General features: G+C 68.0%; 25 protein-coding genes and 1 pseudogene. 10 read left to right on the forward strand and 16 right to left on the reverse strand.

Annotation, left to right across the window (positions count from 1 at the left end; translation table 11 throughout):
• Nucleotides 1-18 precede the first annotated feature (18 nt).
• Together CEX87_RS02975 and CEX87_RS02980 are read right to left on the reverse strand one after the other, a co-directional pair.
• Nucleotides 19-1,404, reverse strand: coding sequence for an aspartate aminotransferase family protein (locus CEX87_RS02975; protein ID WP_094285905.1), 1,386 nt, complete (start codon nt 1,402-1,404; stop codon nt 19-21).
• Entirely contained in the window at nt 1,401-1,922 is a 522-nt protein-coding gene (locus CEX87_RS02980) for an Lrp/AsnC family transcriptional regulator (protein ID WP_064394236.1), read from the reverse strand. Before CEX87_RS02980 ends, CEX87_RS02975 begins: the two co-directional genes overlap by 4 nt.
• Nucleotides 1,923-2,044: 122 nt before the next feature.
• Between CEX87_RS02980 and CEX87_RS02985 the strand changes: the two genes are divergently transcribed.
• Complete coding sequence (locus tag CEX87_RS02985; protein ID WP_094286201.1) at nt 2,045-3,541, forward strand: gamma-aminobutyraldehyde dehydrogenase; 1,497 nt, start codon at nt 2,045-2,047, stop codon at nt 3,539-3,541.
• On the opposite strand, the gene CEX87_RS02990 is transcribed toward CEX87_RS02985, so the two are convergent.
• Nucleotides 3,538-4,641, reverse strand: a complete 1,104-nt coding sequence (locus CEX87_RS02990) for a PrsW family intramembrane metalloprotease (RefSeq protein ID WP_233151261.1) — start codon at nt 4,639-4,641, stop codon at nt 3,538-3,540. The genes CEX87_RS02985 and CEX87_RS02990 overlap by 4 nt on opposite strands.
• Nucleotides 4,638-5,108: a hypothetical protein gene (locus CEX87_RS02995; protein ID WP_094285909.1), complete on the reverse strand. Its 471-nt coding sequence runs from the start codon at nt 5,106-5,108 to the stop codon at nt 4,638-4,640. The genes CEX87_RS02990 and CEX87_RS02995 overlap by 4 nt, the downstream gene beginning before the upstream one ends.
• 110 nt (nt 5,109-5,218) lie before the next feature.
• On the opposite strand from CEX87_RS02995, the gene CEX87_RS03000 reads away from it, so the two are divergent.
• Nucleotides 5,219-6,127 carry a sigma-70 family RNA polymerase sigma factor gene (locus tag CEX87_RS03000; RefSeq protein WP_094285911.1) on the forward strand — a complete coding sequence of 303 codons (909 nt, stop codon included), beginning with the start codon at nt 5,219-5,221 and terminating at the stop codon, nt 6,125-6,127.
• Here CEX87_RS03000 and CEX87_RS03005 read toward each other — a convergent pair.
• From CEX87_RS03005 to sdhC, 6 genes and pseudogenes are all read right to left on the reverse strand, one after another.
• A pseudogene (locus CEX87_RS03005) lies at nt 6,096-6,740 on the reverse strand (carboxymuconolactone decarboxylase family protein); the annotation flags it as partial. The gene CEX87_RS03000 and the pseudogene CEX87_RS03005 sit on opposite strands and share 32 nt — an antisense overlap.
• 19 nt (nt 6,741-6,759) lie before the next feature.
• A complete protein-coding gene (locus tag CEX87_RS03010) occupies nt 6,760-7,590 on the reverse strand; it encodes an alpha/beta hydrolase (RefSeq protein WP_094286203.1) in 831 nt (276 codons plus the stop codon).
• 174 nt (nt 7,591-7,764) lie between these two features.
• A complete protein-coding gene (locus CEX87_RS03015; protein ID WP_094285915.1) occupies nt 7,765-8,565 on the reverse strand; it encodes a succinate dehydrogenase iron-sulfur subunit in 801 nt (266 codons plus the stop codon).
• A 35-nt stretch (nt 8,566-8,600) separates the two neighbouring features.
• Nucleotides 8,601-10,355, reverse strand: a complete 1,755-nt coding sequence (sdhA, locus tag CEX87_RS03020) for a succinate dehydrogenase flavoprotein subunit (RefSeq protein WP_064394229.1) — start codon at nt 10,353-10,355, stop codon at nt 8,601-8,603.
• A 13-nt stretch (nt 10,356-10,368) separates the two neighbouring features.
• Nucleotides 10,369-10,788, reverse strand: a complete 420-nt coding sequence (locus CEX87_RS03025) for a succinate dehydrogenase hydrophobic membrane anchor subunit (RefSeq protein WP_064394320.1) — start codon at nt 10,786-10,788, stop codon at nt 10,369-10,371.
• A 68-nt stretch (nt 10,789-10,856) separates the two neighbouring features.
• Nucleotides 10,857-11,195 (reverse strand): succinate dehydrogenase, cytochrome b556 subunit, encoded by a 339-nt coding sequence (gene sdhC / locus CEX87_RS03030; protein WP_064394228.1) that lies wholly within the window; start codon nt 11,193-11,195, stop codon nt 10,857-10,859.
• 355 nt (nt 11,196-11,550) lie between these two features.
• Between sdhC and CEX87_RS03035 the strand changes: the two genes are divergently transcribed.
• From CEX87_RS03035 to CEX87_RS03045, 3 genes are read left to right on the forward strand one after another with little or no spacing between them, the layout of a single operon-like run.
• Entirely contained in the window at nt 11,551-11,973 is a 423-nt protein-coding gene (locus tag CEX87_RS03035; RefSeq protein WP_198957143.1) for a cytidine deaminase, read from the forward strand.
• Complete coding sequence (locus tag CEX87_RS03040) at nt 11,970-13,277, forward strand: thymidine phosphorylase (RefSeq protein WP_094285917.1); 1,308 nt, start codon at nt 11,970-11,972, stop codon at nt 13,275-13,277. Before CEX87_RS03035 ends, CEX87_RS03040 begins: the two co-directional genes overlap by 4 nt.
• Before the next feature lie 12 nt (nt 13,278-13,289).
• Complete coding sequence (locus CEX87_RS03045) at nt 13,290-14,375, forward strand: adenosine deaminase (RefSeq protein WP_094285919.1); 1,086 nt, start codon at nt 13,290-13,292, stop codon at nt 14,373-14,375.
• A gap of 96 nt (nt 14,376-14,471) precedes the next feature.
• On the opposite strand, the gene satS is transcribed toward CEX87_RS03045, so the two are convergent.
• Genes satS through CEX87_RS03060 form a run of 3 tightly spaced genes read right to left on the reverse strand, consistent with a single transcriptional unit; the run spans nt 14,472 to nt 17,174 of the window.
• Nucleotides 14,472-15,731: a protein export chaperone SatS gene (gene satS, locus CEX87_RS03050; RefSeq protein WP_094285922.1), complete on the reverse strand. Its 1,260-nt coding sequence runs from the start codon at nt 15,729-15,731 to the stop codon at nt 14,472-14,474.
• A 49-nt stretch (nt 15,732-15,780) separates the two neighbouring features.
• Complete coding sequence (locus CEX87_RS03055) at nt 15,781-16,881, reverse strand: C40 family peptidase (protein WP_094285924.1); 1,101 nt, start codon at nt 16,879-16,881, stop codon at nt 15,781-15,783.
• 2 nt (nt 16,882-16,883) lie between these two features.
• Nucleotides 16,884-17,174 carry a type VII secretion target gene (locus CEX87_RS03060; protein ID WP_094285926.1) on the reverse strand — a complete coding sequence of 97 codons (291 nt, stop codon included), beginning with the start codon at nt 17,172-17,174 and terminating at the stop codon, nt 16,884-16,886.
• Nucleotides 17,175-17,224: 50 nt separating this feature from the next.
• Here CEX87_RS03060 and upp point away from each other — a divergent pair, with 50 nt between their 5' ends.
• Nucleotides 17,225-17,848, forward strand: a complete 624-nt coding sequence (gene upp / locus CEX87_RS03065; RefSeq protein ID WP_094285928.1) for a uracil phosphoribosyltransferase — start codon at nt 17,225-17,227, stop codon at nt 17,846-17,848.
• A gap of 10 nt (nt 17,849-17,858) precedes the next feature.
• Here upp and CEX87_RS03070 read toward each other — a convergent pair whose 3' ends face one another.
• Both CEX87_RS03070 and CEX87_RS03075 read right to left on the reverse strand, forming a co-directional pair.
• On the reverse strand, nt 17,859-19,487 hold the full coding sequence (locus CEX87_RS03070; protein WP_094285930.1) for a phospho-sugar mutase: 1,629 nt from the start codon (nt 19,485-19,487) through the stop codon (nt 17,859-17,861).
• Between the two features lie 49 nt (nt 19,488-19,536).
• Nucleotides 19,537-20,331 (reverse strand): purine-nucleoside phosphorylase, encoded by a 795-nt coding sequence (locus CEX87_RS03075; protein ID WP_094285931.1) that lies wholly within the window; start codon nt 20,329-20,331, stop codon nt 19,537-19,539.
• A 56-nt stretch (nt 20,332-20,387) separates the two neighbouring features.
• On the opposite strand from CEX87_RS03075, the gene CEX87_RS03080 reads away from it, so the two are divergent.
• The 3 genes from CEX87_RS03080 (at nt 20,388) to CEX87_RS03090 (ending at nt 23,779) form a co-directional block, all read left to right on the forward strand.
• Nucleotides 20,388-21,569, forward strand: coding sequence for a M20 family metallopeptidase (locus tag CEX87_RS03080; protein WP_064419134.1), 1,182 nt, complete (start codon nt 20,388-20,390; stop codon nt 21,567-21,569).
• Nucleotides 21,566-22,738, forward strand: coding sequence for an amidohydrolase (locus CEX87_RS03085; RefSeq protein WP_064394217.1), 1,173 nt, complete (start codon nt 21,566-21,568; stop codon nt 22,736-22,738). The genes CEX87_RS03080 and CEX87_RS03085 overlap by 4 nt, the downstream gene beginning before the upstream one ends.
• Nucleotides 22,739-22,891: 153 nt before the next feature.
• Nucleotides 22,892-23,779, forward strand: coding sequence for a type IV toxin-antitoxin system AbiEi family antitoxin (locus tag CEX87_RS03090; protein ID WP_094285932.1), 888 nt, complete (start codon nt 22,892-22,894; stop codon nt 23,777-23,779).
• 67 nt (nt 23,780-23,846) lie between these two features.
• Here the strand turns inward: CEX87_RS03090 and CEX87_RS03095 are convergent, their stop codons facing one another.
• The gene (locus CEX87_RS03095) at nt 23,847-24,320 is read right to left on the reverse strand and encodes a gamma-glutamylcyclotransferase (protein WP_064394215.1); all 474 of its coding nucleotides are present in this window, start codon (nt 24,318-24,320) and stop codon (nt 23,847-23,849) included.
• Nucleotides 24,321-24,385: 65 nt separating this feature from the next.
• Between CEX87_RS03095 and CEX87_RS03100 the strand changes: the two genes are divergently transcribed.
• Nucleotides 24,386-25,801 (forward strand): NAD(P)H-quinone dehydrogenase, encoded by a 1,416-nt coding sequence (locus tag CEX87_RS03100; protein ID WP_064394214.1) that lies wholly within the window; start codon nt 24,386-24,388, stop codon nt 25,799-25,801.
• Nucleotides 25,802-25,803: the final 2 nt, after the last annotated feature.

Here is a 25,803-nt window from a genome sequence, read left to right on the forward strand (position 1 = left end):
ATGCAATTTCGCGCAAATTCAGATGCGGCGGCCGGCGTCGGCGAGCACATCGCGCATGATCTGGTAGATCGCGTCGAACTCCTTCTGGCCGCTGATCAGTGGCGGGGCCAACTGCACGACCGGATCGCCGCGGTCGTCGGCGCGGCAGTACAGGCCTGCCTCGAACAGCGCCGGGGTCAAGAAGCCGCGCAGCAGCCGCTCGGACTCCTCGTCGCTGAAGGTTTCCTTGGTGGCCTTGTCCTTCACGAGTTCGATGCCGTAGAAGTAGCCCTCGCCGCGAACGTCACCGACGATCGGCAGGTCGTACAACTGCTCGAGGGTGGCCCGGAATCTCGGCGCGTTCTCCTTGACGTGGTCGTTGAGGCCCTCGCGCTCGAAGATGTCGAGGTTGGCCAGCGCCACCGCCGACGACACCGGATGCCCGCCGAACGTGTAGCCGTGCGCGAACGTGGTCTTGCCGTCGTTGAACGGCTCGAACAGCCGGTCGCTGGCGACCATCGCGCCGATCGGCGAGTAGCCGGACGTCAAACCCTTTGCGCAGGTGATGATGTCGGGCACGTAACCGAAATCGTCACAGGCGAACATCGACCCGATCCGGCCGTATGCGCAGATGACCTCGTCGGACACCAGCAGCACGTCGTACTCGTCGCAGATCTCCCGGACCCGCTCGAAATAGCCTGGTGGGGGCGGGAAGCAGCCACCCGCATTCTGCACCGGTTCGAGGAAGACGGCCGCGACGGTGTCGGGCCCCTCGAATTCGATGGCTTCGGCGATGCGGTCGGCGCAGTACTGCCCGAACGCCTTCTCGTCGTCCTGGTACGGCGCGGGGGCCCGGTAGAAGTTGGTGTTGGGCACTCGGAAACCGCCGGGCGTCAGCGGCTCGAACGGTGCCTTGAACACCGGTAATCCGGTGATCGCCAACGCCCCCTGCGGTGTGCCGTGGTAGGCGATGGACCGCGAAACCACCTTGTGCTTACCGGGTTTGCCGGTCAGCTTGAAGTAGTTCTTGGCCAGTTTCCACGCCGACTCGACGGCTTCGCCGCCGCCGGTGGTGAAGAACACCCGGTTCAGGTCGCCGGGCGCATACTTGGCGACCCGTTCGGCGAGTTCGATCGCGGTCGGCGTGGCGTAGGACCACAGCGGGAAGAACGCCAGCTGCTCGGCCTGTTTGGCAGCGGCCTCGGCCAGTTCCCGGCGGCCGTGACCGACCTGTACGACGAAAAGCCCCGACAGCCCGTCGATGTAGCTCTTGCCGTTGTTGTCCCAGATCGTGACGCCCTCACCGCGGGTGATGATCGGCGGGGTGATACCGGCCCCGTGCCGCGCGAAGTGACCCCACAGGTGACGGTTGGCTTTCGCGCCGAGCTCGGCCGAAACCTCCTGCGCGATATCGGTTGTAGTCATCTAGTGCCCCAATTATATTGTTGCTTAACAAGTTTCAAGTACACGAGCGTTTCGGTGGATATCACTCCCGGCAGGGCACGGATCTGGGTGTTGAGAAGGTCGAGCAGGTCGTCGTCGTCCTCGCAGACCACCTCGACGATGGCGTCGAAGGATCCGGCGGTGAGCACCACGTAGTCGACGGATTCGATGGCGGCCAGCTTCTCGGCGATCTTGGTGGTGTCGCCGGTGCAGCGGATGCCGATCATCGCCTGGCGCGCGAAGCCCAGCTGCATGGGATCGGTGACGGCGACGATCTGCATGACGCCGGCGTCGACCATGCGTTGCACCCGCTGCCGGACGGCGGCCTCCGACAGCCCGACCGACTTGCCGATGCCCGCATACGAGCGTCGTCCGTCCTGCTGCAGCTTCTCGATGATCTGCTTGCTCAGATCGTCGAGCTGGAACGCAGCACCGGGACGGGACTGGTTTAGTCGGAACGAAACGGGGCCGAGACCGTGCGTAGCACCCGGGGTAGGCATGCCAGTGATTGTGCACGGAATCCGTCGTCAGGGGCAACCACAGCCATGAATTCACTCGTTCGAGGCGCGTTCGGCTATGGGAAAGCGTGGCTCGTGGCCGTCGGGTCCGTTAGCGTATGGCCATGACTGCGACATCCGTTTCCACCAGTGTGGCGAGCAGCTGGATCGACGGCGCCGCGGTGGCCACCAATGGGGCTGCGTTCCACGTCGTCAACCCCGCAACCGGTGAGGCTGTGGCCGAGTACGCAGTGGCCACACCCGATGACGTGGACACCGCGGTGGCGTCTGCTCGAGGCGCGCTGTCCGAGTGGTCGGGCGCCACGCCGGCCGAGCGCTCGGCGGTGCTGTACAAACTGGCGCAGTTGGCGGGCGCGAGCGCCGACGCGCTGGTCGTCGAGGAGGTCAGCCACACCGGCAAGCCGGTGCGGTTGGCCGCCGAGTTCGACGTGCCCGGCAGCGTCGACAACATCGACTTCTTCGCAGGCGCGGCCCGTCATCTGGAAGGCAAGGCCAGCGCCGAGTACTCCGGCGACCACACCTCCAGCATCCGTCGCGAAGCCGTCGGCGTGGTCGCGACGATCACGCCGTGGAACTATCCGCTGCAGATGGCGGTGTGGAAGGTGTTGCCCGCGTTGGCCGCCGGCTGTTCGGTGGTGATCAAACCGTGTGAGCTGACGCCGTTGACCACGTTGACGCTCGCGCGCCTCGCCAAGGAGGCGGGTCTACCCGACGGCGTCTTCAACGTGGTCACCGGGTTGGGCGGCGACGTCGGCGCGGCGCTGGCCGGGCACCGCGACGTCGACGTCGTGACGTTCACCGGTTCGACGCCGGTGGGGCGCAAGGTGATGGCCGCGGCGGCGGTGCACGGCCACCGGGTGCAGCTCGAGCTCGGCGGTAAGGCACCGTTCGTGGTGTTCGACGACGCGGACCTCGACGCCGCCGTCCAGGGCGCTGCGGCCGCCGCATTGATCAACACCGGTCAGGACTGCACGGCCGCGACCCGGGCGATCGTCGCGCGCGAGCTCTACGACGATTTTGTCGCGGGTGTCGGCGAAGTGTTCTCCAAGGTCGTCGTCGGCGATCCGCACGACCCGGACACCGATCTCGGACCGCTGATCTCGATGGCGCACCGGGCAAAAGTGGCAGGCATGGTCGAGCGCGCCGCCGGTCAGGGCGGGCGAATCGTCTGCGGTGGGTCGGCCCCGGACCGGCCGGGTTCGTTCTATCTACCGACCGTGATCGCCGACGTCGACGAGCGCTCGGAGGTGTATCGCGACGAAATCTTCGGGCCAGTTCTGACGGTGCGCTCGTTCACCGACGACGACGACGCGCTGCGGCAGGCCAACGACACAGACTACGGGCTGGCGGCATCGGCGTGGACGCGTGACGTGTACCGCGCGCAGCGGGCCTCGCGGGAGATCAAGGCCGGTTGTGTGTGGATCAACGACCACATCCCGATCATCAGCGAGATGCCGCACGGCGGTGTCGGCGCGTCAGGGTTCGGCAAGGACATGAGCGACTACTCGCTCGAGGAGTACCTCACGGTCAAGCACGTGATGAGCGACATCACCGGGGTGGCCGAAAAGGACTGGCACCGCACGGTGTTCACGAAGCGCTAACCGTGCTGAGCCACCGGCTCCGCGGACGTCGGCTCGGCGGTCCAAGATGCTTGTATCCGGTCGAGCGCGGCACGTTGTTGGGCCTTGACCGCCTTGGCGGCTGCGCGGCCACCGGCCTTTTTCGCCGCCTTTTTCAGGGCGCGGCGCCAGCGACGCGTCGGCAGCGAGTCCAGAAGGTCGTCGCGGATGCCGGAGAACTCGCCGCTGGCGCGGCCCGCTTGGATGCGGGCGACCACCCAGCGCCGCTCGTCACGCAGTAACAGGGCCGCGACGATCAGGAAGAACACCAGGCCGCCGAGTATCTTCAGCGGCATCGCCGCCACCGGACCCGGTGCGTTCCAGATGAAGTGCAGCAGTGGGCCGCTCAGCAGCAGTCCGCATGCGGTGGCCAGCCGCCGACCGGTCGGCCAGTGCGACGCGCTACGGAACGTCGGGAGCAACATCAGCACGCCGACCGACGTCAGCGCCGTGTAGGTCCAGTGCGCCGGCACGGCGGTGAAGAACCGCACGAGGAGATTGCCGCCCGCGCCGACCACATCCGAGTCGAGATCCTGCAGTGCACTGTTGGCGGCGTAAGACAGGTCCTCCATCAGGTCGAAACCGAAGCCGACGAACATCCCGAGCATCAGTGCGTGCGAAATCCGCTGCAGCACATGCCCGCACAGCACCAGCACCACCGCTGCGCACAACGCCTTGGACGCCTCTTCGATGATCGGCGCGGTGATCGAGGCCTGCCAGGCGGTCAACGTCTCCGGTGGGAGCACCAGACTCCACAGTTGGCCGAGCGCATCGTTGCCGATCATCGCCATCGCCACCGCTGTGGTGCCGCCCAGCGCGAACCCGGCCACGAGTGCCTGCGGATGACGCCGACCGCTGCGGAACGGGTCGAACCGGAAAATCAACCACACCATGAAGACGATGAACAGCAGCCACAGCCACGCCAGGTCGAGGTGGGCGTCGAGGGTGGCGCGGATGACGGACCAGGAGTCGTCGAGCAAGAGAAGCGTGCCGGCGATCAGGGCCACCACGAACACCCAGAACACCGCGGACTCAGGGCGGTACACCACAGGACGCGTTGCTTGCACGGTATCGCCGGTCACGGCTGGTCCCTTCTGATCGGTGCCACGACGACGTCCAGTGGCGGCGCGGGCTGGTCGGCGGTGCCGAGGGTCTGGACCCACACGATCACCTCGTCGTCGGCCAGAAACGCGCATTCGCCCAACCGGTCGCCGGCCACGAGTTCACACGCCTCACCGGTCAGGGTGCCGTCGGCGGTGGTGATGGTCTCGCCTGTCATCGCGGCGCTGGAACCGGTGACGCGGTCGGCCCGCATGAGCCGGCGTGCGACAGCATCCACGTCGCGCCCACCCCGGTCGAAGACCTGCACGATGACGAGCTCGTCCCCTGAGCGGTAGCCGATCCCGTTGCCGTCCTCGCTGGCCACCTGCGCGGTCTCGGAGCCCGGCTGCCAGGCGTCGTCGTCGACCATGGCCGCCGCTGCCATCGGGATCCCCGGTACCGCAATCAGTCCCGCCGCCAGCAGCAGCGCTGCCCGAACCTGAATCAACCGCGTCCCCCTCCATAAGTCCGGGTATGTCGAGGGTCGAACCTAGCAAGCCAATCGCACTGCCGGGGGCGCGCCACGCTGGAAGTATTGGCGCGGACTAGGCTGGCTGAATGACCGCCAGCGCGCGGGTCGACGAGTTCGAGGAGCTGCGGCCGCACCTGCTGTCCGTCGCCTACCGGCTCACGGGCACGATGGCCGACGCCGAGGACATCGTCCAGGACGCCTGGTTGCGCTGGAGCGCCGCCCACCACGAGTCGATCAAGGACCTGCGGGCCTGGCTCACGACGGTGGTCAGCCGGTTGGGCCTGGACCGGCTTCGTTCGGCGGCGCACCGGCGCGAAACCTATGTCGGCCAATGGCTTCCGGAGCCGGTGGTCACCCCGCTGGACGGTGACGACCCATTGGCGACGGTGGTCGCCGGCGAAGACGCCCGGTTCGCCGCGATGGTGGTGCTCGAACGGCTCAACCCCGATCAGCGGGTGGCGTTCGTACTGCACGACGGCTTCTCGGTGCCGTTCGCAGAGATCGCCGACGTACTCGGTGTCAGTGCGGCGGCGGCGCGCCAGCTGGCCTCCCGGGCACGGCGTGCCGTCGCCGACGCGCCACCGCCGGTATCCGACGACGCCCACAACGAGGTCGCCGGAGCGCTGATGGCAGCCCTCGCTGCGGGCGACATGGAAGCCGTTGTGGCACTGCTACATCCCGATGTCACCTTCGCCGGGGACTCGAACCGCCGCGCGCCGACCGCGCCGCGCGTCATCCACGGCCCGGAGAAGGTGGCCCGGTTCCTGTTCGGGCTGGCCCGTCGCTATGGACCGGGCTGGCTCGAGACGGGTGTGCCCGCTTTGATCAACGGTCAGTTCGGCAGCTGGACTCCCGGGGCACCCGCCCACGATGGCTATGCGGAGATGATGCCGCGGGTCACCGCGATGACCGTGCGCGACGGCAAGGTCTGCGCGATATGGGATATCGCCAACCCGGACAAGTTCACCGGCTCGCCGCTGAAGGCTCGTCGGTAATCCACGGGACCCGGCACGCATCACCCGAACCGAAGCCCTGCTCGGTGATACCCAGCGCCGAGTACATCCGTGCGCGCATGTTCTCCACGCCGATCTGATACGTCAGCTCGATGACGCCGTCGTCGCCGAACCGCTGGCGAAGGTCGTCGACCTGTTCGTCGGTGATCGTGTGCGGATCACCGGTCATCGCGTCGGCGTAAGCGATCGCGGCGCGCTCGTCGTCGGAGAACAGCGGCGACGTCGCGTATTCGTCGATGTGCTTGAGGCGGTCGACGTCGAGGCCGTCGAGGCGTTGCAGCATCGCGCCGAAATCCACACACCACGAGCATCCGACCGTCCGGGCGGCCCAGAACACCGCGAGCTCACGGACGCTGGTGGGCAGCTTCTTCGACCCGGACTGCAGCATGCCTTCGTGCACCACGTTGGCGATCATGAGCCGCGGATGGTGCGCGGCCACGGCGAACGGTTCGGGCACCTCGCCGAAGCGGCGCTTGGCCACTCGGTAGAGGAGCTTGGTCAGCAGCGTCGCGCGCTGCGGGGGCAGGGGTTCGATACGTGATGTCGTCATACCTTGCAGACGAGACAGCCCGCCGAAGTGTGACCGCGCGCAGGAAATGAGCCCCGATTCGCGGTCAGGCCCGCGGAGCGGTCGCGTCACGCACGTGTTTTGCGAGCAGGCCGTACATGCGCCGCGTCACATCGGAGTTGTCGCTTCGGACGTTGTAGGCGTGGTCGACGCCCAGGACGTCGTGGTGGCGCACCAGCGAGCCCGCGGCGTCCAGCTCGGCGGCGTACCGGACGCCTTCGTCGCGGAGCAGGTCGAACTCGGTGGTGATGACCACCGCTGGGGCGATCCCGGCGAGGTGGTCGGCGTTGGACCCCCACACCGGCGAGGCGAGTCGGTGTTTGCGATCCTCGCGCCGCGGGATGTAGGCCGTATCGAAGACCTCGGCCATCCACGGTTTGAGAACGGCGTCGCGGCCCAGCGGGGAGTGCTTCTTCGCCGCCGGTGTCACCAGGTCCAGCACCGCATAATGCAGCACCTGCAACGCAATCGCCGGGCCGCCTTGCTCGAGGGCCATCCGGCTGATCGCGGCCGACAGGTTCCCCCCGGCGCTCTGTCCGCCCACGCACAACCGGCTGCCATCCCAGTCCCGTTCCTCGGAGGCGGCCCACCGCACCACGTCGAGCAACTGTTCGGCCGCGGTGGGAAACCGGTGACCGGGCGCGAGCACGTAGTCGGTGTTGACGACGACCACCCCGGCGTGCGCGGCCAGGTAGCGGCACCACGGATCGTCCTGCTCCTGGCGCCCGGCCACAAAACCACCGCCGTGGATGTTGACGTAGACGCCCGCACGTTCGGTCGCCGCGGCCGGCGGCCGGTAGATCGTCACCGCGGTGGGGCCGTGCCGGGTGCCGACGACGTCGGTGCTGGTATCACCCTCGATCTCGGGGAATCGCACGCCCGGCTTCGGTTCGGTGTTGAAGGCTCGGGCGAACAGGCGCGCCACGCCGTCGGCGACGGCTGCCAGGACAGTATCGACACTGTGCTCCTCTTCGTTGCTGTAGTGGATACAACGGCGAAAGGAGCGTTCTGGTTCGCAGACCCGTGAAGTCGCAGCGCTCGCGGAAGAAGATCAGCGCGCGAACATCAGCGCGCGCTTGACCTCCTGGATGGCCTGCGTGACCTGGATGCCGCGCGGGCAGGACTCGGTGCAGTTGAACGTGGTTCGGCAGCGCCACACCCCGTCGACCTCGTTGAGGATGTCGAGCCGCTCGGCGGCGGCCTCATCGCGGCTGTCGAAGATGAAGCGGTGCGCGTTGACGATCGCGGCGGGACCGAAGTAGGACCCTTCGCTCCAGTAGATCGGGCAGCTCGTCGTGCAGCACGCACACAGGATGCACTTGGTGGTGTCGTCGTAGCGGGCCCGGTCGGTCTGGCTCTGAATACGTTCGCGCGTAGGGGGATTGCCGCTGGTGACCAGGTACGGCTTGATCGCGCGGTAGGCGTCGAAGAACGGCTCCATGTCCACGATCAGGTCCTTCTCCACGGGCAGTCCGCGGATCGGCTCGATCGTGATGGTCAACTGCTTCTTCGGGTTCTTCGGCAGCATGTCGCGCATCAGCACCTTGCACGCCAGCCGGTTGACGCCGTTGATCCGCATCGCATCCGAGCCGCACACTCCGTGTGCGCACGACCGCCGGAACGTCAACGTGCCGTCCAGGTACCACTTCACGTAGTGCAGCAGGTTGAGCAGCCGGTCGGTGGGCAGGCACGGAACGCGGAAGCTCTGCCAGCCGCCCGAATCGGCGTAGGCGTCGGGCTCTTCCGGATTGAACCGCGCGATCTTCAGCGTCACCATCACCGAACCCTCGGGCACGGGCGGCAGTTCGGGTTCGCCGGTGGCCGGGCCTTTCACGTCAGGCGCTAGGGTCATTTCTCCTCGCACAAGTGCTCGTCGGGAGTCATTGATCAGTACTTCCGTTCCATCGGCTCATAGCGGGTCTGGACCACGGGCTTGTAGTCCAGCCGGATGTCGGACAGAAGGTCGGTGCCCTCCTTGTAGGCCATGGTGTGGCGCATGTAGTTGGTGTCATCGCGGTTGGGGTAGTCCTCGCGGGCATGGCCGCCACGGGACTCCTTGCGATTCAACGCCCCGACCACGGTGACCTCGGCGAGCTCGAGCAGGAAGCCGAGCTCGATCGCTTCGAGCAGATCGCTGTTGTAGCGCTTGCCCTTGTCGTGCACCGTTATTCGCGAGTACCGCTCCTTGAGTGCGTGGATGTCGGTCAGCGCCTGCTTCAGCGTCTCCTCGGTGCGGAACACCGCGGCGTTGTTGTCCATCGACTGCTGCAGGGCGCCGCGGATGTCGGCGACGCGCTCGTTGCCGTGCTCGGAGAGGATGTCGCCGACCCAGTCGACCACCATGCCCGCCGGATTCTGCGGAAGCGGGACGTGGTCGTGTCCCAGTGCGTAATTGGCCGCGGCGATGCCGGCGCGCCGGCCGAACACGTTGATGTCCAGCAGCGAGTTGGTGCCCAGGCGGTTGGCGCCGTGGACGGACACGCACGCGCATTCACCCGCGGCGTAGAGGCCGGGAATGATCGTCGTGTTGTCGCGCAGCACCTGGCCGTTGACGTTGGTCGGGATGCCGCCCATCACGTAGTGGCACGTCGGGTAGACCGGCACCAACTCCTTGACCGGGTCGACGCCCAAATACGTGCGGGCGAACTCGGTGATGTCGGGCAGCTTGGCCTCGAGCACGTCCTCGCCGAGGTGGCGTACGTCGATGTAGACGTAGTCCTTGTTCGGCCCCGCGCCGCGGCCCTCGAGCACCTCGAGCACCATCGACCTGGCGACGATGTCGCGCGGGGCCAGGTCGACGATCGTCGGCGCGTAGCGCTCCATGAAGCGCTCGCCATCACCGTTGAGCAACCGGCCGCCCTCACCGCGCACCGCCTCGGAGATCAGGATGCCGAGGCCGGCGAGGCCGGTCGGATGGAACTGGTGAAACTCCATGTCCTCCAAGGGAAGTCCCTTGCGGAAGACGATGCCGAGACCGTCCCCGGTCAACGTGTGCGCATTGGAGGTCGTCTTGTACATCCGCCCCGACCCGCCGGTGGCGAACACGATGGCCTTGGCGTGGAAGACGTGGATGTCACCGGTGGCCAGCTCATAGGCGATGACGCCGGTGGCCACGGGGCCGGACTGCGTCTCGGTGATCGATATGTCCAGCGCGTAGAACTCGTTGAAGAACTCGACGTCGTGCTTGACGCAGTTCTGATACAGCGTCTGCAGGATCATGTGGCCGGTGCGGTCGGCGGCATAACAGGCCCGGCGCACGGGAGCCTTGCCGTGATCGCGGGTGTGCCCGCCGAAGCGGCGTTGGTCGATGCGGCCCTCGGGGGTGCGGTTGAACGGCATCCCCATCTTTTCGAGGTCCAGCACCGCGTCGATGGCTTCCTTGCACATGATCTCGACGGCGTCCTGGTCGGCGAGGTAGTCGCCGCCCTTGACGGTGTCGAAGGTGTGCCACTCCCAGTTGTCCTCTTCGACGTTGGCCAGCGCCGCGCACATCCCGCCCTGGGCCGCGCCGGTGTGGCTGCGCGTCGGGTACAGCTTGGTCAGGACCGCGGTGCGCGCTCGCGGTCCCGCCTCCACCGCCGCGCGCATACCGGCCCCGCCCGCACCGACGATGACGACGTCGTAGCGATGTTCCTGAATCATGTGTTGCTCACCCTCATGAGATGTTCGCGTCGAAGGTCACCAGCACGTAGCTGCCCAGCACCAGGGTGAATCCGGTCGCCAGCAGCAACAGCGAGTTCAGCCAGAATTTCGTGGTGTTCTTGCGCGCGTAGTCACCGATAATCGTGCGCAGCCCGTTGGCTCCGTGCAGCTGGGCCAGCCACAGCAGCGCCATGTCCCAGATCTGCCAGAACGGCGACGCCCAGCGTTCGGCGACGTAGTTGAAGTCGATGCGATAGACCCCGTCCTCCCACATCAGCATCACGAACAGGTGGCCGAGCGCCAGAAAGACCAGCGCGACACCCGAGAACCGCATGAACAGCCACGCGTATTTCTCGAAGTAGGGGATGCCGCGCGGACGCCGAGGTGCCCGCGGGTGGTCCAGGCCGGCCGGCCTGTCGTGCTCCTTCTGCATCACCGGGGCGATGCGGCCCTCGCGGTGGTGCGGCGTCCAGGCTCCCGCGGGCCCGCCGGCTGGCGCGCTCACAGGAACCGCTCCGCCATGTGCATGCCGATGATGCCGAGGGACGGGATGAAGATCGCCAGGAAGACGCCGACCACGATCCACAGCATCACCCGCTGATAGCGCGCGCCGTGCTGCCAGAAGTCGATGAGGATCACCCGGATGCCGTTCAGGGCGTGGTAGAGCACGGCGACGACGAGCCCGATCTCCATCAGCCCGATCAGCGGAGTCTTGTAGGTCTCGATGACCTCGTTATAGGCCTGCGGGCTGACCCGCACCAGCGCCGTGTCGAGCACGTGCACGAACAGGAAGAAGAAGATCGTCGCACCGGTGATGCGGTGCAGGACCCAGGACCACATCCCGGGATCGCCGCGGTAGAGGGTTCGTCTGCGCGACGGTCGCGATCGTGGAGCCGCGGAGGATCCCGGCGGTCCCCCGGAAATCTGAGTACTCATCTGGCCTCCAACGCCTTCGGTGGACGATTGGGCTTCGGAGCTGCACCGGGCGGCAGGCTTCTTCCTGGCGGTCGGTTCCGGTTCGTGCACTTCACCCAAACCTCGGGGCGACTCTAAACCCAGTTGTACTGCTAAACGAACTACGGTTTAGCCGTCGATGTCTTGAAAAACGCCGAAGTTAGGGTTGCCTATTCCGATTCCCGGCTCCGCGGAGGGGGCATCGGAATGCATTCAGAACCGGCCTGGCGAGGGTGGGACGATGTCGGAGATCAACTGGAATATGTTGCGTTACAAGGCAACTGAAGTTTCCAGGGCAGCTTATGCGCCATATTCGGGGTTTGCGGTCGGCGCGGCCGCCCTGGTCGACGACGGGCGGGTGGCGACTGGTTGCAATGTGGAAAATGTCTCATATGGCCTTGGTCTCTGTGCGGAGTGCGCGGTGGTCTGCGACCTGCATTCGGGCGGTGGCGGGCGACTGATCGCGCTGTCGTGCGTCGACGCGGCGGGGGACCTGCTCATGCCGTGCGGCCGGTGTCGTCAGGTGCTGCTCGAGCACGGCGGGCCGGAGATGCTGATCGACCATCCGGGCGGACCGCGGCCGCTGGCGGAGCTTCTTCCCGACGCGTTCGGCCCGCAGGACCTGGCTCGCCGCGATCGGCCGCGGGATGGGGAAACTCCGTGACGCAGTTCACATTTGATGCACCGACGGTGATCCGGACCAAGCGTGACGGTGGGGTGCTCTCGGACGCGGCGATCGACTGGGTGATCGACGCCTACACCCATGGCCGCGTGGCCGACGAGCAGATGTCGGCGTTGCTGATGGCGATTTTCCTGCGCGGTATGACGGCAGCCGAGATCGCCCGTTGGACGGCGGCGATGGTCGACTCCGGCGAGCGGATGGACTTCAGCGATCTCCGTCGTGGCGGAAGGCCTCTGGCGTTGGTGGACAAGCACTCCACCGGCGGTGTCGGAGACAAGACCACCATCCCGCTGGTGCCCGTCGTGATGGCTTGCGGCGGCGCGGTGCCCCAGGCCGCCGGACGAGGCCTCGGGCATACCGGCGGCACGCTCGACAAGCTGGAGTCCATCGCCGGGTTCACCGCTGAGATCTCCAAACACCAGATCCGCCAACAGCTTTGCGACTTGGGCGCCGCGATCTTCGCTGCCGGTGAACTGGCACCCGCCGACCGCAAGATATATGCGCTGCGCGACATCACGGCGACCACGGAGTCGCTGCCGTTGATCGCGAGTTCGGTGATGAGCAAGAAGATCGCGGAGGGCGCCAACGCATTGGTGCTCGACACCAAGGTCGGTTCTGGTGCCTTCCTGAAGACGGAGGAGGAGTCGCGGGAGTTGGCCCGCACGATGGTCGAACTGGGCACCGCGCACGGCCTGACCACCCGGGCGGTGCTGACCGACATGTCCACACCGCTGGGCTGCGCCGTCGGCAATGCCGTGGAGGTGGCCGAATCGCTGGAGGTGCTCGCCGGTGGCGGTCCGCCCGACGTGGTCGAGCTCACGGTCACCCTGGCCGCCGAGATGCTCGATGCCGCGGGCCTCGACGGTGTCGACCCGGCCCAGACCCTTGCGGACGGCTCGGCGATGGACCGGTTCCGCGATCTCGTCGCCGCGCAGGGCGGTGATCTGGGCCAGGACCTGCCCGTCGGTCCTCACGCCGAAACCATCACGGCGCCGCGCGATGGCAGGATGGAGAGCATCGACGCGATGGCGGTGGGTCTGGCGGTGTGGCGGCTCGGAGCGGGCCGCTCCGCTCCTGGTGAGCGGGTCCAGCCGGGCGCGGGGATGTACATCCACCGGCGGGTGGGCGAACCGGTGAGCGCCGGGGAGCCGCTGTTCACGCTGTACACCGAGACTCCCGAGCGTTTCGAGGGGGCGATCGCCGAACTGGATGGCGGCTGGGCCGTCGGCGACGCCGAACCGCCGTCGCGTCCGCTGATCATCGACCGAATCACGAGCGGAGACTGACCGGAGACCGACATGACGACGCTTTCGCTGGACTCGATCAGACAAGCGCCCAAGGCGCTGCTGCACGACCACCTGGACGGCGGGCTGCGCCCGGCGACCGTCCTGGAACTGGCCGAGGCGACGGGTTACGACGATCTTCCGGCGACCGAAATCGACGAGCTGGCGACGTTCTTCCGCACTGCCGCGCACAGCGGGTCGCTGGTGCGCTATCTCGAACCGTTCGCCCACACCGTCGGCGTCATGCAGACACCCGAGGCCCTGCACCGGGTGGCCTACGAGTGCGTCGAGGACCTCGCCGCCGACAACGTGGTTTACGCCGAGGTCCGCTTCGCGCCGGAACTGCACATCGACGGCGGACTGTCGCTGGACGCCGTCGTCGACGCGGTGATGGCCGGGTTCGCCGACGGTGAGAAGGCCGCCAGCGCCGAAGGGCGGACCATCACCGTGCGCTGCCTGGTGACCGCGATGCGGCACGCGGCGCGCTCGCTCGAGATCGCCGAACTGGCGGTTCGGTTCCGCGACAAGGGCGTTGTCGGTTTCGACATCGCGGGCGCAGAAGCGGGCCATCCGCCCACCCGGCATCTCGACGCGTTCGAGTACATGCGAGGCAACAACGCGCGCTTCACGATTCACGCGGGGGAGGCCTTCGGTCTGCCGTCGATCCACGAGGCGATCGCCTACTGCGGCGCCGACCGCCTCGGCCACGGCGTTCGGATCGTCGACGACATCACCGTCGCACCCGACGGCACCGCGCAACTGGGCCGGCTCGCGGCACTGCTGCGCGACAAGCGGATTCCGTTCGAGATGTGCCCCTCGTCCAACGTGCAGACCGGGGCGGTGGCCAGCATCGCCGAGCATCCGTTCGACCTGTTGGCCCGGCTGCGCTTCCGCGTCACCGTCAACACCGACAACAGGCTGATGAGCGATACGACGATGAGCCAGGAGATGCTGCGCCTGGTGGAGACTTTCGGCTACGGCTGGAGCGATCTGCAGCGGTTCACGATCAATGCGATGAAGTCGGCGTTCGTCTCGTTCGACGAGCGACTGTCGATCATCGACGACGTCATCAAGCCGCGCTACGCCGTCCTGATCGGCTGATCTCCGCTAGGCAACCCCCCGCGAGCGGCCGTGTTTGCCCGTCGACACGCCGCGTGCGCGTGACAGTTTGCGGTCGCTCGCGGTCGACGAGTGACCCTATTCGGGGCGTAGCCGCGACTCGACGAACGCCTCCAACGCCTCCCACTGTTCGACGGCCTTGGCGTACGGCGGGCTCGGTGCCCGGACGGTGTCGGGTTCCAGGACGTGCGCGATCAGCCTTCCGAGCGGCTGATCCGGATCGAGGGTCTGATCGACGGTCGTGTCCTCCGAGTAGTCGCCGACGTCGCGGAGCAGTTCGACAGCGAGCTCCAATTGGTCGCGGTCCAGCGCATCGGGTCCGTCCGCGAGGTCGTCGACGATGCCCGTCAACACGTAGACGTTGTCGTCGGTGATCTCGACCTGCAGCGAGCCGTCGGTGGCGGCCGTGCGAATGTCGTCGTAGGTGGCAAGACCGGACAGGTCGTGGTCGTGTTCGTCGGCCAGGTAACGCGCCAGCGCCCGCTCGGAGCCGAACACGCTGATGCGCCCGTTTCGGCCGAGGAAGACCGGCTGATCGTCGAGGTAGCAGCGCAGCGTGTAGTAGGTACCCGCGCTCGTCATCAACCGGACCGGGTCGATGCCGACCTTGAGCCAGAAGTCCTCGTCGCTGCCCAGCACCTGGCTCTGCGCCTGAGAGCTCAGGGCGTCGGACTCGTCCGCATCCTCCTCGGTGCCCTCGGACACCTCGTCTACCAGCTCGTCGTCCTCGGGTTCCGGTGCAGGCTCGGCCAGCTCGGCTTCGGCCTTCTGCGAGGCGGTGGTGTCGACGTCGGGCGTCGTGATCACCTCGTCGAGTGCGTCGACGACGTTGTCCCAGGCCCGCGCGATGACCGCCTCGATCTCGCCCCATCGCTTACGTCCGCTGCGGCCGGAGAAGGCTTCGATCCCGCCACCGAGTGTGCCCAGCACTGGATTGCCGTTGAAAAACCTTGTGACGACCGGGAGTTCGCACACCGAGCCGAGCGACGAGACGATCACAAGTGTGCGGTGCAGCTGCCGAACCGCGTCTTCGCTGACCTTTTCCGCGACGATCTCCGGCACGCCGATGACGTCGTACTGGTGCTGCTCGGCCGGATCCAGGCGGTGGGCGTTGGCCTCGGTGATCTTGGTCCATGCGGGGTGATCGGCCAGGTCGTTGTCCTTGTCGGTCCGGACGAACGCGACGAGGTCGGCGACGGACTCGAACCCGTACAGATCCTCGTCCTTGCCGAGGAAGGCCTCCCACTCGTCGCCGCCATCACGCCAGCGTGGAGCCCATAACGTGTACAGGTCGCCCTTGGTCAAGCCGAGCCGGATCGCCACGATGTCAGCAGCCATGGCGGACAGCCTAACGATCGAAACCTGGGGCGAAGCTGGCACAGTGCCCTCACGCCGTCGGGCGCCAGAACCCCTGGAAGCCCTGCCCGGCATTGGAGGTCCGGATCGGCGACAACTTCACCGGGTCGCCTGCCTCGATCATCTGGCCGTTGCCGACCACCATCGCCACGTGCCCGTCCCACACCGCGAGGTCACCGGGCCGCAGGCTCCCCGCCGCGACCGGGGCACCGACGTCCTGTTCCTGCGCCAACCGTGGCAGGGCCAAACCGGCTTCCGAGTAGGCCCACTGCGTCAAGCCGCTGCAGTCCAGGCCGACGCCCGGCGTGGTGCCGCCCCAGTCGTAGGGCACCCCCAATTGGGTCAGGGCATATCTGACCGCGCTCGCGGCCGTCGCGTTCGGTGCGGTCGCCGTGCTGCCGTCGGGCAACCGCACCGCCACACCGTCGCCGAAGGTCGCCGCGTCCGGAGTCGGGGCCTGTGGCCGGGTCAGCTCCGCGACGTCGCGCACCAGCGAGCCCAGGCCCGCCGAGTTCGCACCGGAGCCGGCTCCGAGACCGCCAGCGCCAGCACCCAGCCCTCCGGCACCGATCGGCAGTCCCGCACCACCACCGCCGAAACCCGACGGCGCGGTCGGTGCCGGCCCGGCAGCAGGCGCTGATGCTGCAGTGGGAAGACCTGCGGCATACTCGTCCAGCTCGGCGCGCAATCCCTCGACGACCGCCAGGGCCTCTTCTAATGATCGCCGCGCCTCGGCGACCAGCTCCTCCGCCACACCCGGCGAGTCGAGGAACGGCTCGAGCGCGGCCGCCCGCGCCTCGAAGGTGTCCACGATGTCGCTCAGGCGCTCACGAGCGCGCGCCACCGCGGCGTCGGCCGCCTCAGCCGCCGTGCCGAGTCGCCCCACCCGCTGCGCGAGCTCATCGGTTTGTGCGACGGCCGCGGTGAACACGCCCGCGGCCGCATCCGCACCCGAGCCCGCCCAGTGCTGCGCCGCGCGGCCCCACGCCTGGCCGACTGACGCCGACACCTCCCGCAGGGCGTTGTGCACATCGCGCAGCGCGGTCGTGAGCTCGGCACCCGAGCCCGAGCCGACCAGCGACTGGACGTCCCGCAGGGGCGCCGCCAGGCCGGCGACCAACGCATTGGGCATCGTCAGACGCCAAGGACCCGGGTGCCCGCACGGTCGTCGGCGTCGTCATAGGCGAGCGCCGTCCGGTGTGCGGCCTCACCGCTCGCCGACGCGTGATCGCGCAGCGAAGCCACCATGCGGGCCTCACGCTCGACGGCGTCGGCCAGCGCCGCGAGGAACGGCCGGCCGACGGGACCGAATGCAGCAGCGGATGTGGTGAGGCTGGCCAGCTTCGAGGCGATGGCGGACAGTTCGTCGGCATGCGCGGCGGTGGTCGCGGCCAACGCTCGGACCGCGTCGGTGTCAGCGTGCATATGGAGTAGGACGCGGCGCGGCGGCCCTCGGTTCCCGCTATGGTCGCCCCATGGATGTGCGCGTGGTCGATCACCCGCTGGCGGCCGCACGACTGACCACTCTGCGCGACGAGAACACCAACAACGCCGCGTTCCGGGCGGCACTGCGCGATCTCACGCTGATGCTGGTGTACGAGGCCACCCGCGACGCCGCGGTCGAAACCGTGCCGGTGCGCACCCCGCTCACCGAGACGACCGGCTGCCGGCTGGCCAATCCGCCGTTGCTCGTACCAGTGTTACGCGCCGGCCTCGGCATGGTGGACCAGGCGCACGCGCTGATACCCGAGGCGCGGGTCGGCTTCGTCGGTGTGGCGCGCAACGAGGAAACCCATCAGCCGACACCGTATTTGGAGTCTCTGCCCGAGGATTTGAGCACACAGCCGGTGATCGTGCTGGACCCGATGCTCGCGACGGGCGGATCGATGGTGCACACCGTCGAATTGCTGTATTCGCGCGGGGCCGTTGACGTCACGGCGGTCTGCGTCGTCGTCGCCCCCGAAGGCCTTGCCGCACTGGAGAAGGCGGCTCCGAACATCCGCTTGGTCACGGCGACCATCGACGAATGCCTCAACGACATCGCCTACATCGTGCCGGGTCTCGGTGACGCGGGGGACCGCCAGTTCGGCCCGCGTTAGTGCCTGGCGATCACCAACGCGCGGCGACCTCGCGCAGCTCGTCCTGCAGGCGTCGTGCGCGCTCCTGGGCCCCGACCAGATCGTTGACGTCGCTACAGCGAACCTCGATGTAGGACTTGACTTTCGGCTCGGTGCCGGAGGGACGCACGACGATGCGCACCGAGACGTCGTCGTCGCCTCCGGACATGACCATCGCGTCGGTGCCCTCTTCGGGCAGCAGGTCGGTGACGGCCACGTCGTATCCGGCGATGCTCTCGGGTGGTGTCTCCCGCAGACGTTTCATCACCTCGGCGGCCTCGTGGGTGTCCTCGACGGTTCGTGACACCGCGGTCGTGGTGTGCACACCGTGGCGGCGGGCCAGGTCATCGAGTGCATCGAGCAGTGTGTGCCCGCGGTCGCGCAGCGCGACGATCAGATCGCAGATCAACACCGCCGCGCTGATGCCGTCCTTGTCCCGGACCGCGGACGGATCGACACAGTGCCCGATCGCTTCTTCATAGGCGTACACCAGCGTGCTGCCGGGCAGGTCGACGTCGGCTCGGGAGAGCCACTTGAAGCCGGTGGGTGTCTCGACGTGCTGTGCACCATGCTCCCGCGCGATCGCCGAGAGCATGCGCGACGACACCAGGGTGCTGGCCACGACCGTCGTCTCCATGACCGGTCCCGGCTCGATCTGCGAGAGGATGTAATCGCCGAGCAGCCAACCCGTTTCGTCGCCGGAGAGCATCCGCCACCCATCGGACGTGGGAACGCCGACCGCACATCGGTCGGCGTCGGGGTCCAGTGCTATTGCGACTTCTGCGTCGACGTCGCCGGCCAATCTCAGGACCGCTTCGACCGCCTCGGGTTCTTCGGGGTTGGCCGTGGAGACGGTGGGGAAGTCGGGGTCGGGTGCGAACTGCTCGTCGACGACGTGCACGTCGGGCAGTCCGGCGCGCACGAACGCGTCGAGCGCGAACTCCCCACCAACACCGTGCAGCGGGGTGAACGCAATGCGGACCGCTCCGTGGGTGTGCCGGACATTCGCGGCGCGTTCGACATAGCGCTGTACTTCGTCGACGCCGCCCGGGGTGACCTCCTGACGGGGGATCTCGTCGGCGTGCGGTGCCTCGGCCATGGCCGTCTCGATCTCGCGGTCGGTGGGCGAGTTGATCGGGAAGCCGCCGCCGAAGAACACCTTGAAGCCGTTGTCGGACGGCGGATTGTGCGAGGCGGTGATCTGGATACCGGCCGCCGCGGGGCGATGGCGCACCGCGAACGCGAGTGTCGGGGTTGGCACGGCGGTGAAGAACAAGGTCACGGGAAAGCCCTGCGCGGCAAGCACTTCAGCGGCAGCCAGCGCGAAGTCGTCGGACCCGTGCCGGGCGTCGCGGCCCACGATCACGTCCTGGCCGGCCAGGCCCCGGTCCTTGAGCACCTTGGCCACGGCCCAGCTGGCCCGCAGCACGACGGCGAGGTTCATCCCGCCGGGGCCACCGCGCAACGGCCCGCGCAGACCGGCGGTGCCGAACGTCAAGGGGTGTGCGAACAGCTGCTCGAGCTCTTCATCGGAACACTCCGAGAGCTCGGCGGCGGTTTTGGGATCCGGGTCATGGGAGATCCACTCCTGCGCAGTACTTGTGGCCGGCGACGCAGTCATGCGGTTAGTGTGCCCAGTTTCACGGCCGCATATTCCGGCGACTTCGACCTCAGAGCCGGGCGATGACCGCGGCCAGCAGGGTGCCCATCTGCGTCGCCGACTGACGGCCGGCCTCCAGCACCTCTTCATGGTTGAGCGGCAGCCCGGTCATGCCCGCCGCGAGGTTCGTCACCAGCGATACTCCCAGCACCTGCGCGCCGGCTTCGCGGGCGGCGATGGTCTCGTGCACGGTCGACATCCCGACGAGGTCGGCGCCCACGATGCGCAGCATCCGGATCTCGGCGGGCGTCTCGTACTGCGGCCCCGGCAGGCCGGCGTAGACGCCGTCGACCAGCGTCGGGTCGATCTCCCTGGCGAGCTCGCGCAGGCGCGGGGCGTACGCGTCGACCATGTTGACGAACCGAGCGCCCACCAGCGGCGAGCGTCCGGTCAGGTTGAGGTGGTCGCCGATCAGAACCGGCTGTCCGACGGTGAAGTCCTCGCGCAGCCCACCCGCGGCGTTGGTCAACACGATGGTGTGCACTCCGGAAGCGCAGGCGGCGCGGACCGGATGCACGACGTGGCGCAGGTCGTGGCCCTCGTAGGGGTGGATGCGGCCCACGAAGACCAGCACTCGGTGATCGGCGATGCGCATCGACAACACCTGGCCGCCGTGACCCTCGGCCGTCGGTGGCGCGAACCCCGGCAACTCCGCGACCGGAACCACGGCGACCGGATCGCCCAGCCGTTCCACCGCAGGCGCCCAGCCCGAACCGAGCACGACGGCGACGTCGTGGCGGTCGACGCCGGTGCGCTCGGCCAGCGCTACGGCCGATTCGACGGCCACTGCCTGGGCATCGGTCACAGTGGGCGAGCTTATCTGTCGGACCCGGCGTGCGGCCGCAGTGAGATACTGCCAAGATGCCAGCACCCACCGCGTCGGACGTCGTTGAGGACGCCGTCCGCCGACGCCGTGACGACCTGGTCGAACTTTCGCATTCCATCCACGCCGAGCCGGAACTCGCGTTCGCCGAACACCGCAGCTGCGCCAAGACCCAGACGCTGGTCGCCGAATACGGATTCGAGGTGACACGGGCGCCCGCGGGGCTCGAGACGGCGTTTCGCGCCGAATACGGCAGCGGGCCGCTCGTCATCGGCGTCTGCGCCGAGTACGACGCGCTGCCCGGTATCGGGCACGCCTGTGGGCACAACATCATTGCGGCCTCAGCCGTCGGCGCCGCCCTGGCCTTGGCCGACGTGGCCGACCGGCTGGGATTGACGGTGGTGCTTCTCGGCACGCCTGCCGAGGAGGCGGGCGGCGGGAAGGTGCTGATGCTGAACGCAGGCACGTTCGACGACGTCGCCGCCTCGGTGATGCTGCACCCCGGTCCGCTCGACATCGCGGCCGCGCGGTCGCTGGCACTGTCGCAGGTCGCGGTCCGGTACGAGGGCAGGGAAGCCCATGCCGCCGTGGCGCCGTACCTCGGCGTCAACGCCGCCGACGCGATCACAGTCGCGCAGGTGGCGATCGGGCTGCTGCGCCAGCAGATGGCGCCGGGCCAGATGGCGCACGGCATCGTCACCGACGGCGGCCAGGCCACCAACGTCATCCCGGCACGAGCCGAGATGCAGTACACGATGCGGGCCAACGACGCGACGTCGCTGCGCGACCTCGAACAGCGGATGGCGGACTGCTTCCTGGCCGGGGCGGTGGCCACCGGTTGCGGCCACGACGTCGCCGAGACCGAACCCAGCTACCACGAACTGACCCCGGACACCTGGCTGGCCGAGACGTTCCGCGCTGAGATGCAGCGGATGGGCCGCGACCCGGTTTCCCCGGAACTGGAGGCGGCGTTGCCGCTGGGCAGCACCGATATGGGCAACGTCACGCAGGTGATGCCCGGAATCCACCCCATCGTCGGCATCGACGCGGGCGGTGCGTCGGTGCACCAGCCCGCGTTCACCGAGGCCGCGGCGAGCCCGAGCGCCGACAAGGCGGTCGTCGAGGGCGCGGTCATGCTGGCCCGCACGGTTGTGCGGTTGGCCGAGACGCCCCGCGAACGCGACCGGGTGCTGGAACTGCAAGCGAGGCGGGCGTCGTGAGCGTGCTGCCCCACGCCGCCGCCCGGTGGCTGTCGGCCCACTTCGACGACCTCGTGGAGTGGCGCCGCCACATTCACATGCATCCGGAGTTGGGGCGCCAGGAGTTCGCCACCACGCAGTTCGTCGCATCGCGGCTGGCCGACGCGGGCCTGAACCCGAAGGTACTGCCCGGCGGCACCGGCCTGACGTGCGACTTCGGGCCCGAGCACGGGCCGCGGATCGCTTTGCGTGCCGATATGGACGCGCTGCCGATGGCCGACCGGACCGGCGCGGCGTACGCGTCGCTGGTTCCGGGCGTATCGCACGCCTGCGGGCACGATGCGCACACCGCGATCCTGCTGGGCGCCGCGCTGGCGCTGGCGTCGGTGCCCGAACTCCCCGTCGGGGTGCGGCTGATCTTCCAGGCCGCCGAGGAGCTGATGCCGGGCGGCGCGATCGACGCGATCGCCGCGGGCGCGCTGTCGGGTGTGTCGCGGATCTTCGCGTTGCACTGTGACCCGCGGCTGGCGGTCGGAAAGGTGGCGATGCGGCCCGGGCCGATCACGTCGGCCGCCGATCAGCTCGAGGTGACGTTGCATTCGCCCGGTGGCCACACCTCGCGACCGCATCTCACCGGCGATCTCGTTTACGGGCTCGGCACGTTGATCACCGGGGTGCCTGGCGTGTTGTCGCGTCGCATCGATCCGCGCAACAGCACCGTGATGGTGTGGGGTGCGGTGAACGCGGGCGTCGCCGCCAACGCAATCCCGCAGACCGGAACGCTGGCCGGCACCATCCGGACCGCGAGCCGCGACACCTGGGAAACACTCGAAGACATTGTGCGGGAGATCATTTCGTCTTTGTTGGCGCCGCTACACATCGAGTACACGGTGCAGTACCGTCGCGGTGTGCCGCCGGTGGTCAACGAGGAGATCTCGACGCGCATCCTCACCCACGCGATCGAGGCGATCGGACCCGACGTGCTGGCCGACACCCGGCAGTCCGGTGGCGGCGAGGACTTCTCGTGGTACCTGGAGGAAGTGCCCGGCGCCATGGCCCGGCTGGGTGTGTGGACCGGCCGCGGACCTCAGTTGGATTTGCATCAGCCGACGTTCGACCTCGACGAGAGGGCGCTCGCGGTTGGGGTGCGGGTGCTCGTCAACATCATCGACCACGCCGCCGCGTTCTAATTTCCGCGAGCGACCGTGTCTGCCCCGCGACACGCCGCTATGAGCGGACAGTAAGCGGTCGCTCGCGGCGGTTGATCGTCCCCAAAGCGCGCTTCATCCACATTCGCGTGCGACACCCGCGGGCGATGAGCCTTCGTCGTTGACGATCGGCGGGTGAACCCAGAGTTGCTGCAACTCTTCAGCGCCCAGGCAGGACTGGCGTCCAGCGGCCAGATTCTGCAGCACTTGACCAGACGGAGTTTCGAGAAGGCGCTCGAAACCGGCCCGCTGCAACGACTTTGGCCGGGCGTCTACTGCCTCGACGAACCCGACGACATATTGCTGTTGCGGGGACTGGACTTCCGCTGCGGAAGGCCGGTCGCGGCGTGCCTGCATACTGCCGCGGCGTTGTACGGCTTCGATACCGAGGAGCCGGCCGACCTCCACGTGCTCAGCCCGCCGGGCTCACGGTTGCGATCGAGCGACGGCTTGGTCGTTCATCGTCGTCAGGGTGCGCCGCTGGGTGTCGTCGGCGGCAGACCGGCAACGACGCCGGCATGGACCGCCGTGGAAGTCGCCCGCTCACAACGCCGCCCGAGGGCACTGGCCACCTTGGACGCGGCTCTGCGAAGCGGCACCTGCAATCGGACCGAGTTGTGGCGCGCCGCGGTCGCCCAGGCGGGGCGGCGCGGCATCGTCGCCGTTCGGGAGTTGATCGCCCTGGCCGACGCGCGTTCGGAGTCGCCGATGGAGAGCGAAGCGCGCCTCGCGATGATCGACGGTGGCCTGCCGACACCCGAGCTGCAGTACGAGGTCGTCGACGGTAACGGCGAGCTGCGGCGCCTGGACTTCGCGTGGCCCGACGTGCACGTGGCCGTCGAGTACGACGGCGTCGATTGGCACAGCGACCCCGAGGCCATGCGGCGCGACCGCAGGCGGAGTGCAGCGCTGCTCGACGTCGGCTGGACGGTGATTGCGATCGTTTTCGACGACGTCCGCCACCGGCAGTGGCAGTTGGTCGACCGCATCGACAGGCAGCTTCGGCGCGCTCGCGCGGCGTGAGCGACCGCGAATTGTCCGCGAAGTACGGCGTGTCGCGGGACAAACACGGTCGCTCGCGGCACTAGGGCTAGGAGCCCGGGCCGATGTTGAGTGCGGGTCGGGTCCGCAGGTGGTGGACGTACTCGGCTGGCGCGCCTGCAATTTCGGCGGCGTCGGCCATCACGCCGAGATAGCGCGCCGACGGCAAACCACCCTCCCACGCGTCCACCACGTACAGCCAGGCGAGCACGGGCTCGAAGTCGGTGTCCGACGAGATCCGATGCACCCGGCAACGGATCTTCTTGTGGAAACCGAGTTCCGAGCCTTCCCAGCGATCCAGGTTGGACTCGTCGTCCTTGGTCATGTCGTAGAGCACGACGAAGACCTTCGACGTCGGATCCTCGACGACGGTGGCGAGCGCACCCTCCCAGCCGATGTCCGCCCCGCCGAACGTCAGACGCCAGCCGTACAGCCAGCCCGTTCCCGCCATCGGAGAATGAGGTGCGCGCTGCAACATCTGCTCCGGATGCATGTTCGATCCATAAGCGGCATAGAGCGGCACCAGGAAAGACTAAGGGTTCGCGCGCCGCGCGGGCGATCAACCTCCCGCTTCGTTAGGTTGGGGACGTGGCAACCCGCATCGTGATCATCGGCGGCGGGCCCGCCGGCTATGAGGCCGCACTGGTCGCCGCGGCCCGTGGACCCGAAGTTGCCGAGGTCACCGTCATCGACTCCGACGGCATCGGCGGCGCCTGCGTGCTGTGGGATTGCGTCCCGTCCAAGACATTCATCGCGTCCACCGGTGTGCGCACCGAACTGCGTCGGGCCCCCGACCTCGGGTATGCGCTGGAGTTCTCCGATGCCGAGATCGCGCTGTCCAAGCTCAACGAGCGGGTCAAGACGCTGGCCGCCGCGCAGTCGGCCGATATCGCCGAACGGCTGCGCAGCGACGGCGTCACGCTGATCGCCGGTCGCGGTGAACTGGTCGACGACATGGCGGGGATGGCGACCCACACGGTCAAGGTGACCGAGCACGACGGCACCGTCAGCACGATCAAGGCTGACGTCGTGCTGATCGCCACCGGCGCCAGCCCCCGCGTGCTGCCCGGCGCCGAACCCGACGGCGAACGCATCCTCAACTGGCGCCAGCTCTACGACCTCGACGAGCTGCCCGAGCACCTCGTCGTCGTCGGCTCCGGTGTCACCGGCGCGGAGTTCGTCAACGCCTACACCGAACTCGGGGTCAAGGTGACGGTGGTCGCGAGCCGCGACCAGATCCTGCCTCACGAGGACTCCGACGCCGCCGCCGTGCTCGAGGACGCTTTGAGCGACCGCGGTGTGACGTTGGTCAAGAACGCGCGGGCCCAGTCGGTCACGCGCAACGGCTCCGGTGTGCTGGTCACGATGACCGACGGGCGCACCGTGGAGGGCAGCCACGCGTTGATGACGGTCGGGTCGGTGCCCAACACCAGCGGCCTTGGCCTCGAACGGGTGGGCATCGAGCTCGGTGATGGTGACTATCTGAAGGTCGACCGGGTGTCGCGCACCGGGGTGCCCGGCATTTACGCCGCCGGTGACTGCACGGGCCTGATGCTGCTGGCCTCGGTAGCCGCCATGCAGGGCCGCATCGCGATGTACCACGTGCTGGGCGAGGGGCTCGAACCGATCCGGTTGCGGACGGTAGCCGCGGCGGTGTTCACCAGGCCCGAGATCGCCGCGGTGGGGGTGCCGCAGTCCAGGATCGACGACGGTTCGGTGGCCGCGCGAACGATCACGCTGCCGCTCAACACGAACGCCCGCGCCAAGATGTCGAGCCTGCGTCGGGGTTTCGTCAAGATCTTCTGCCGCCCGGCGACCGGAGTGGTGATCGGCGGTGTGGTGGTTGCGCCGATCGCATCGGAGCTGATCATGCCGATCGCGCTGGCCGTGCAGAACGGCAACGACGTCGAGGATCTGGCGCAGACGTTCTCGGTCTACCCGTCGCTGTCGGGGTCGATCACCGAAGCGGGCCGCCGCCTGATGGCGCACGACGATCTGGACTGAGT

Origin of the sequence: Mycobacterium lehmannii, assembly GCF_002245535.1 — a bacterium.
GTDB classification, from domain to species: Bacteria; Actinomycetota; Actinomycetes; order Mycobacteriales; family Mycobacteriaceae; genus Mycobacterium; species Mycobacterium lehmannii.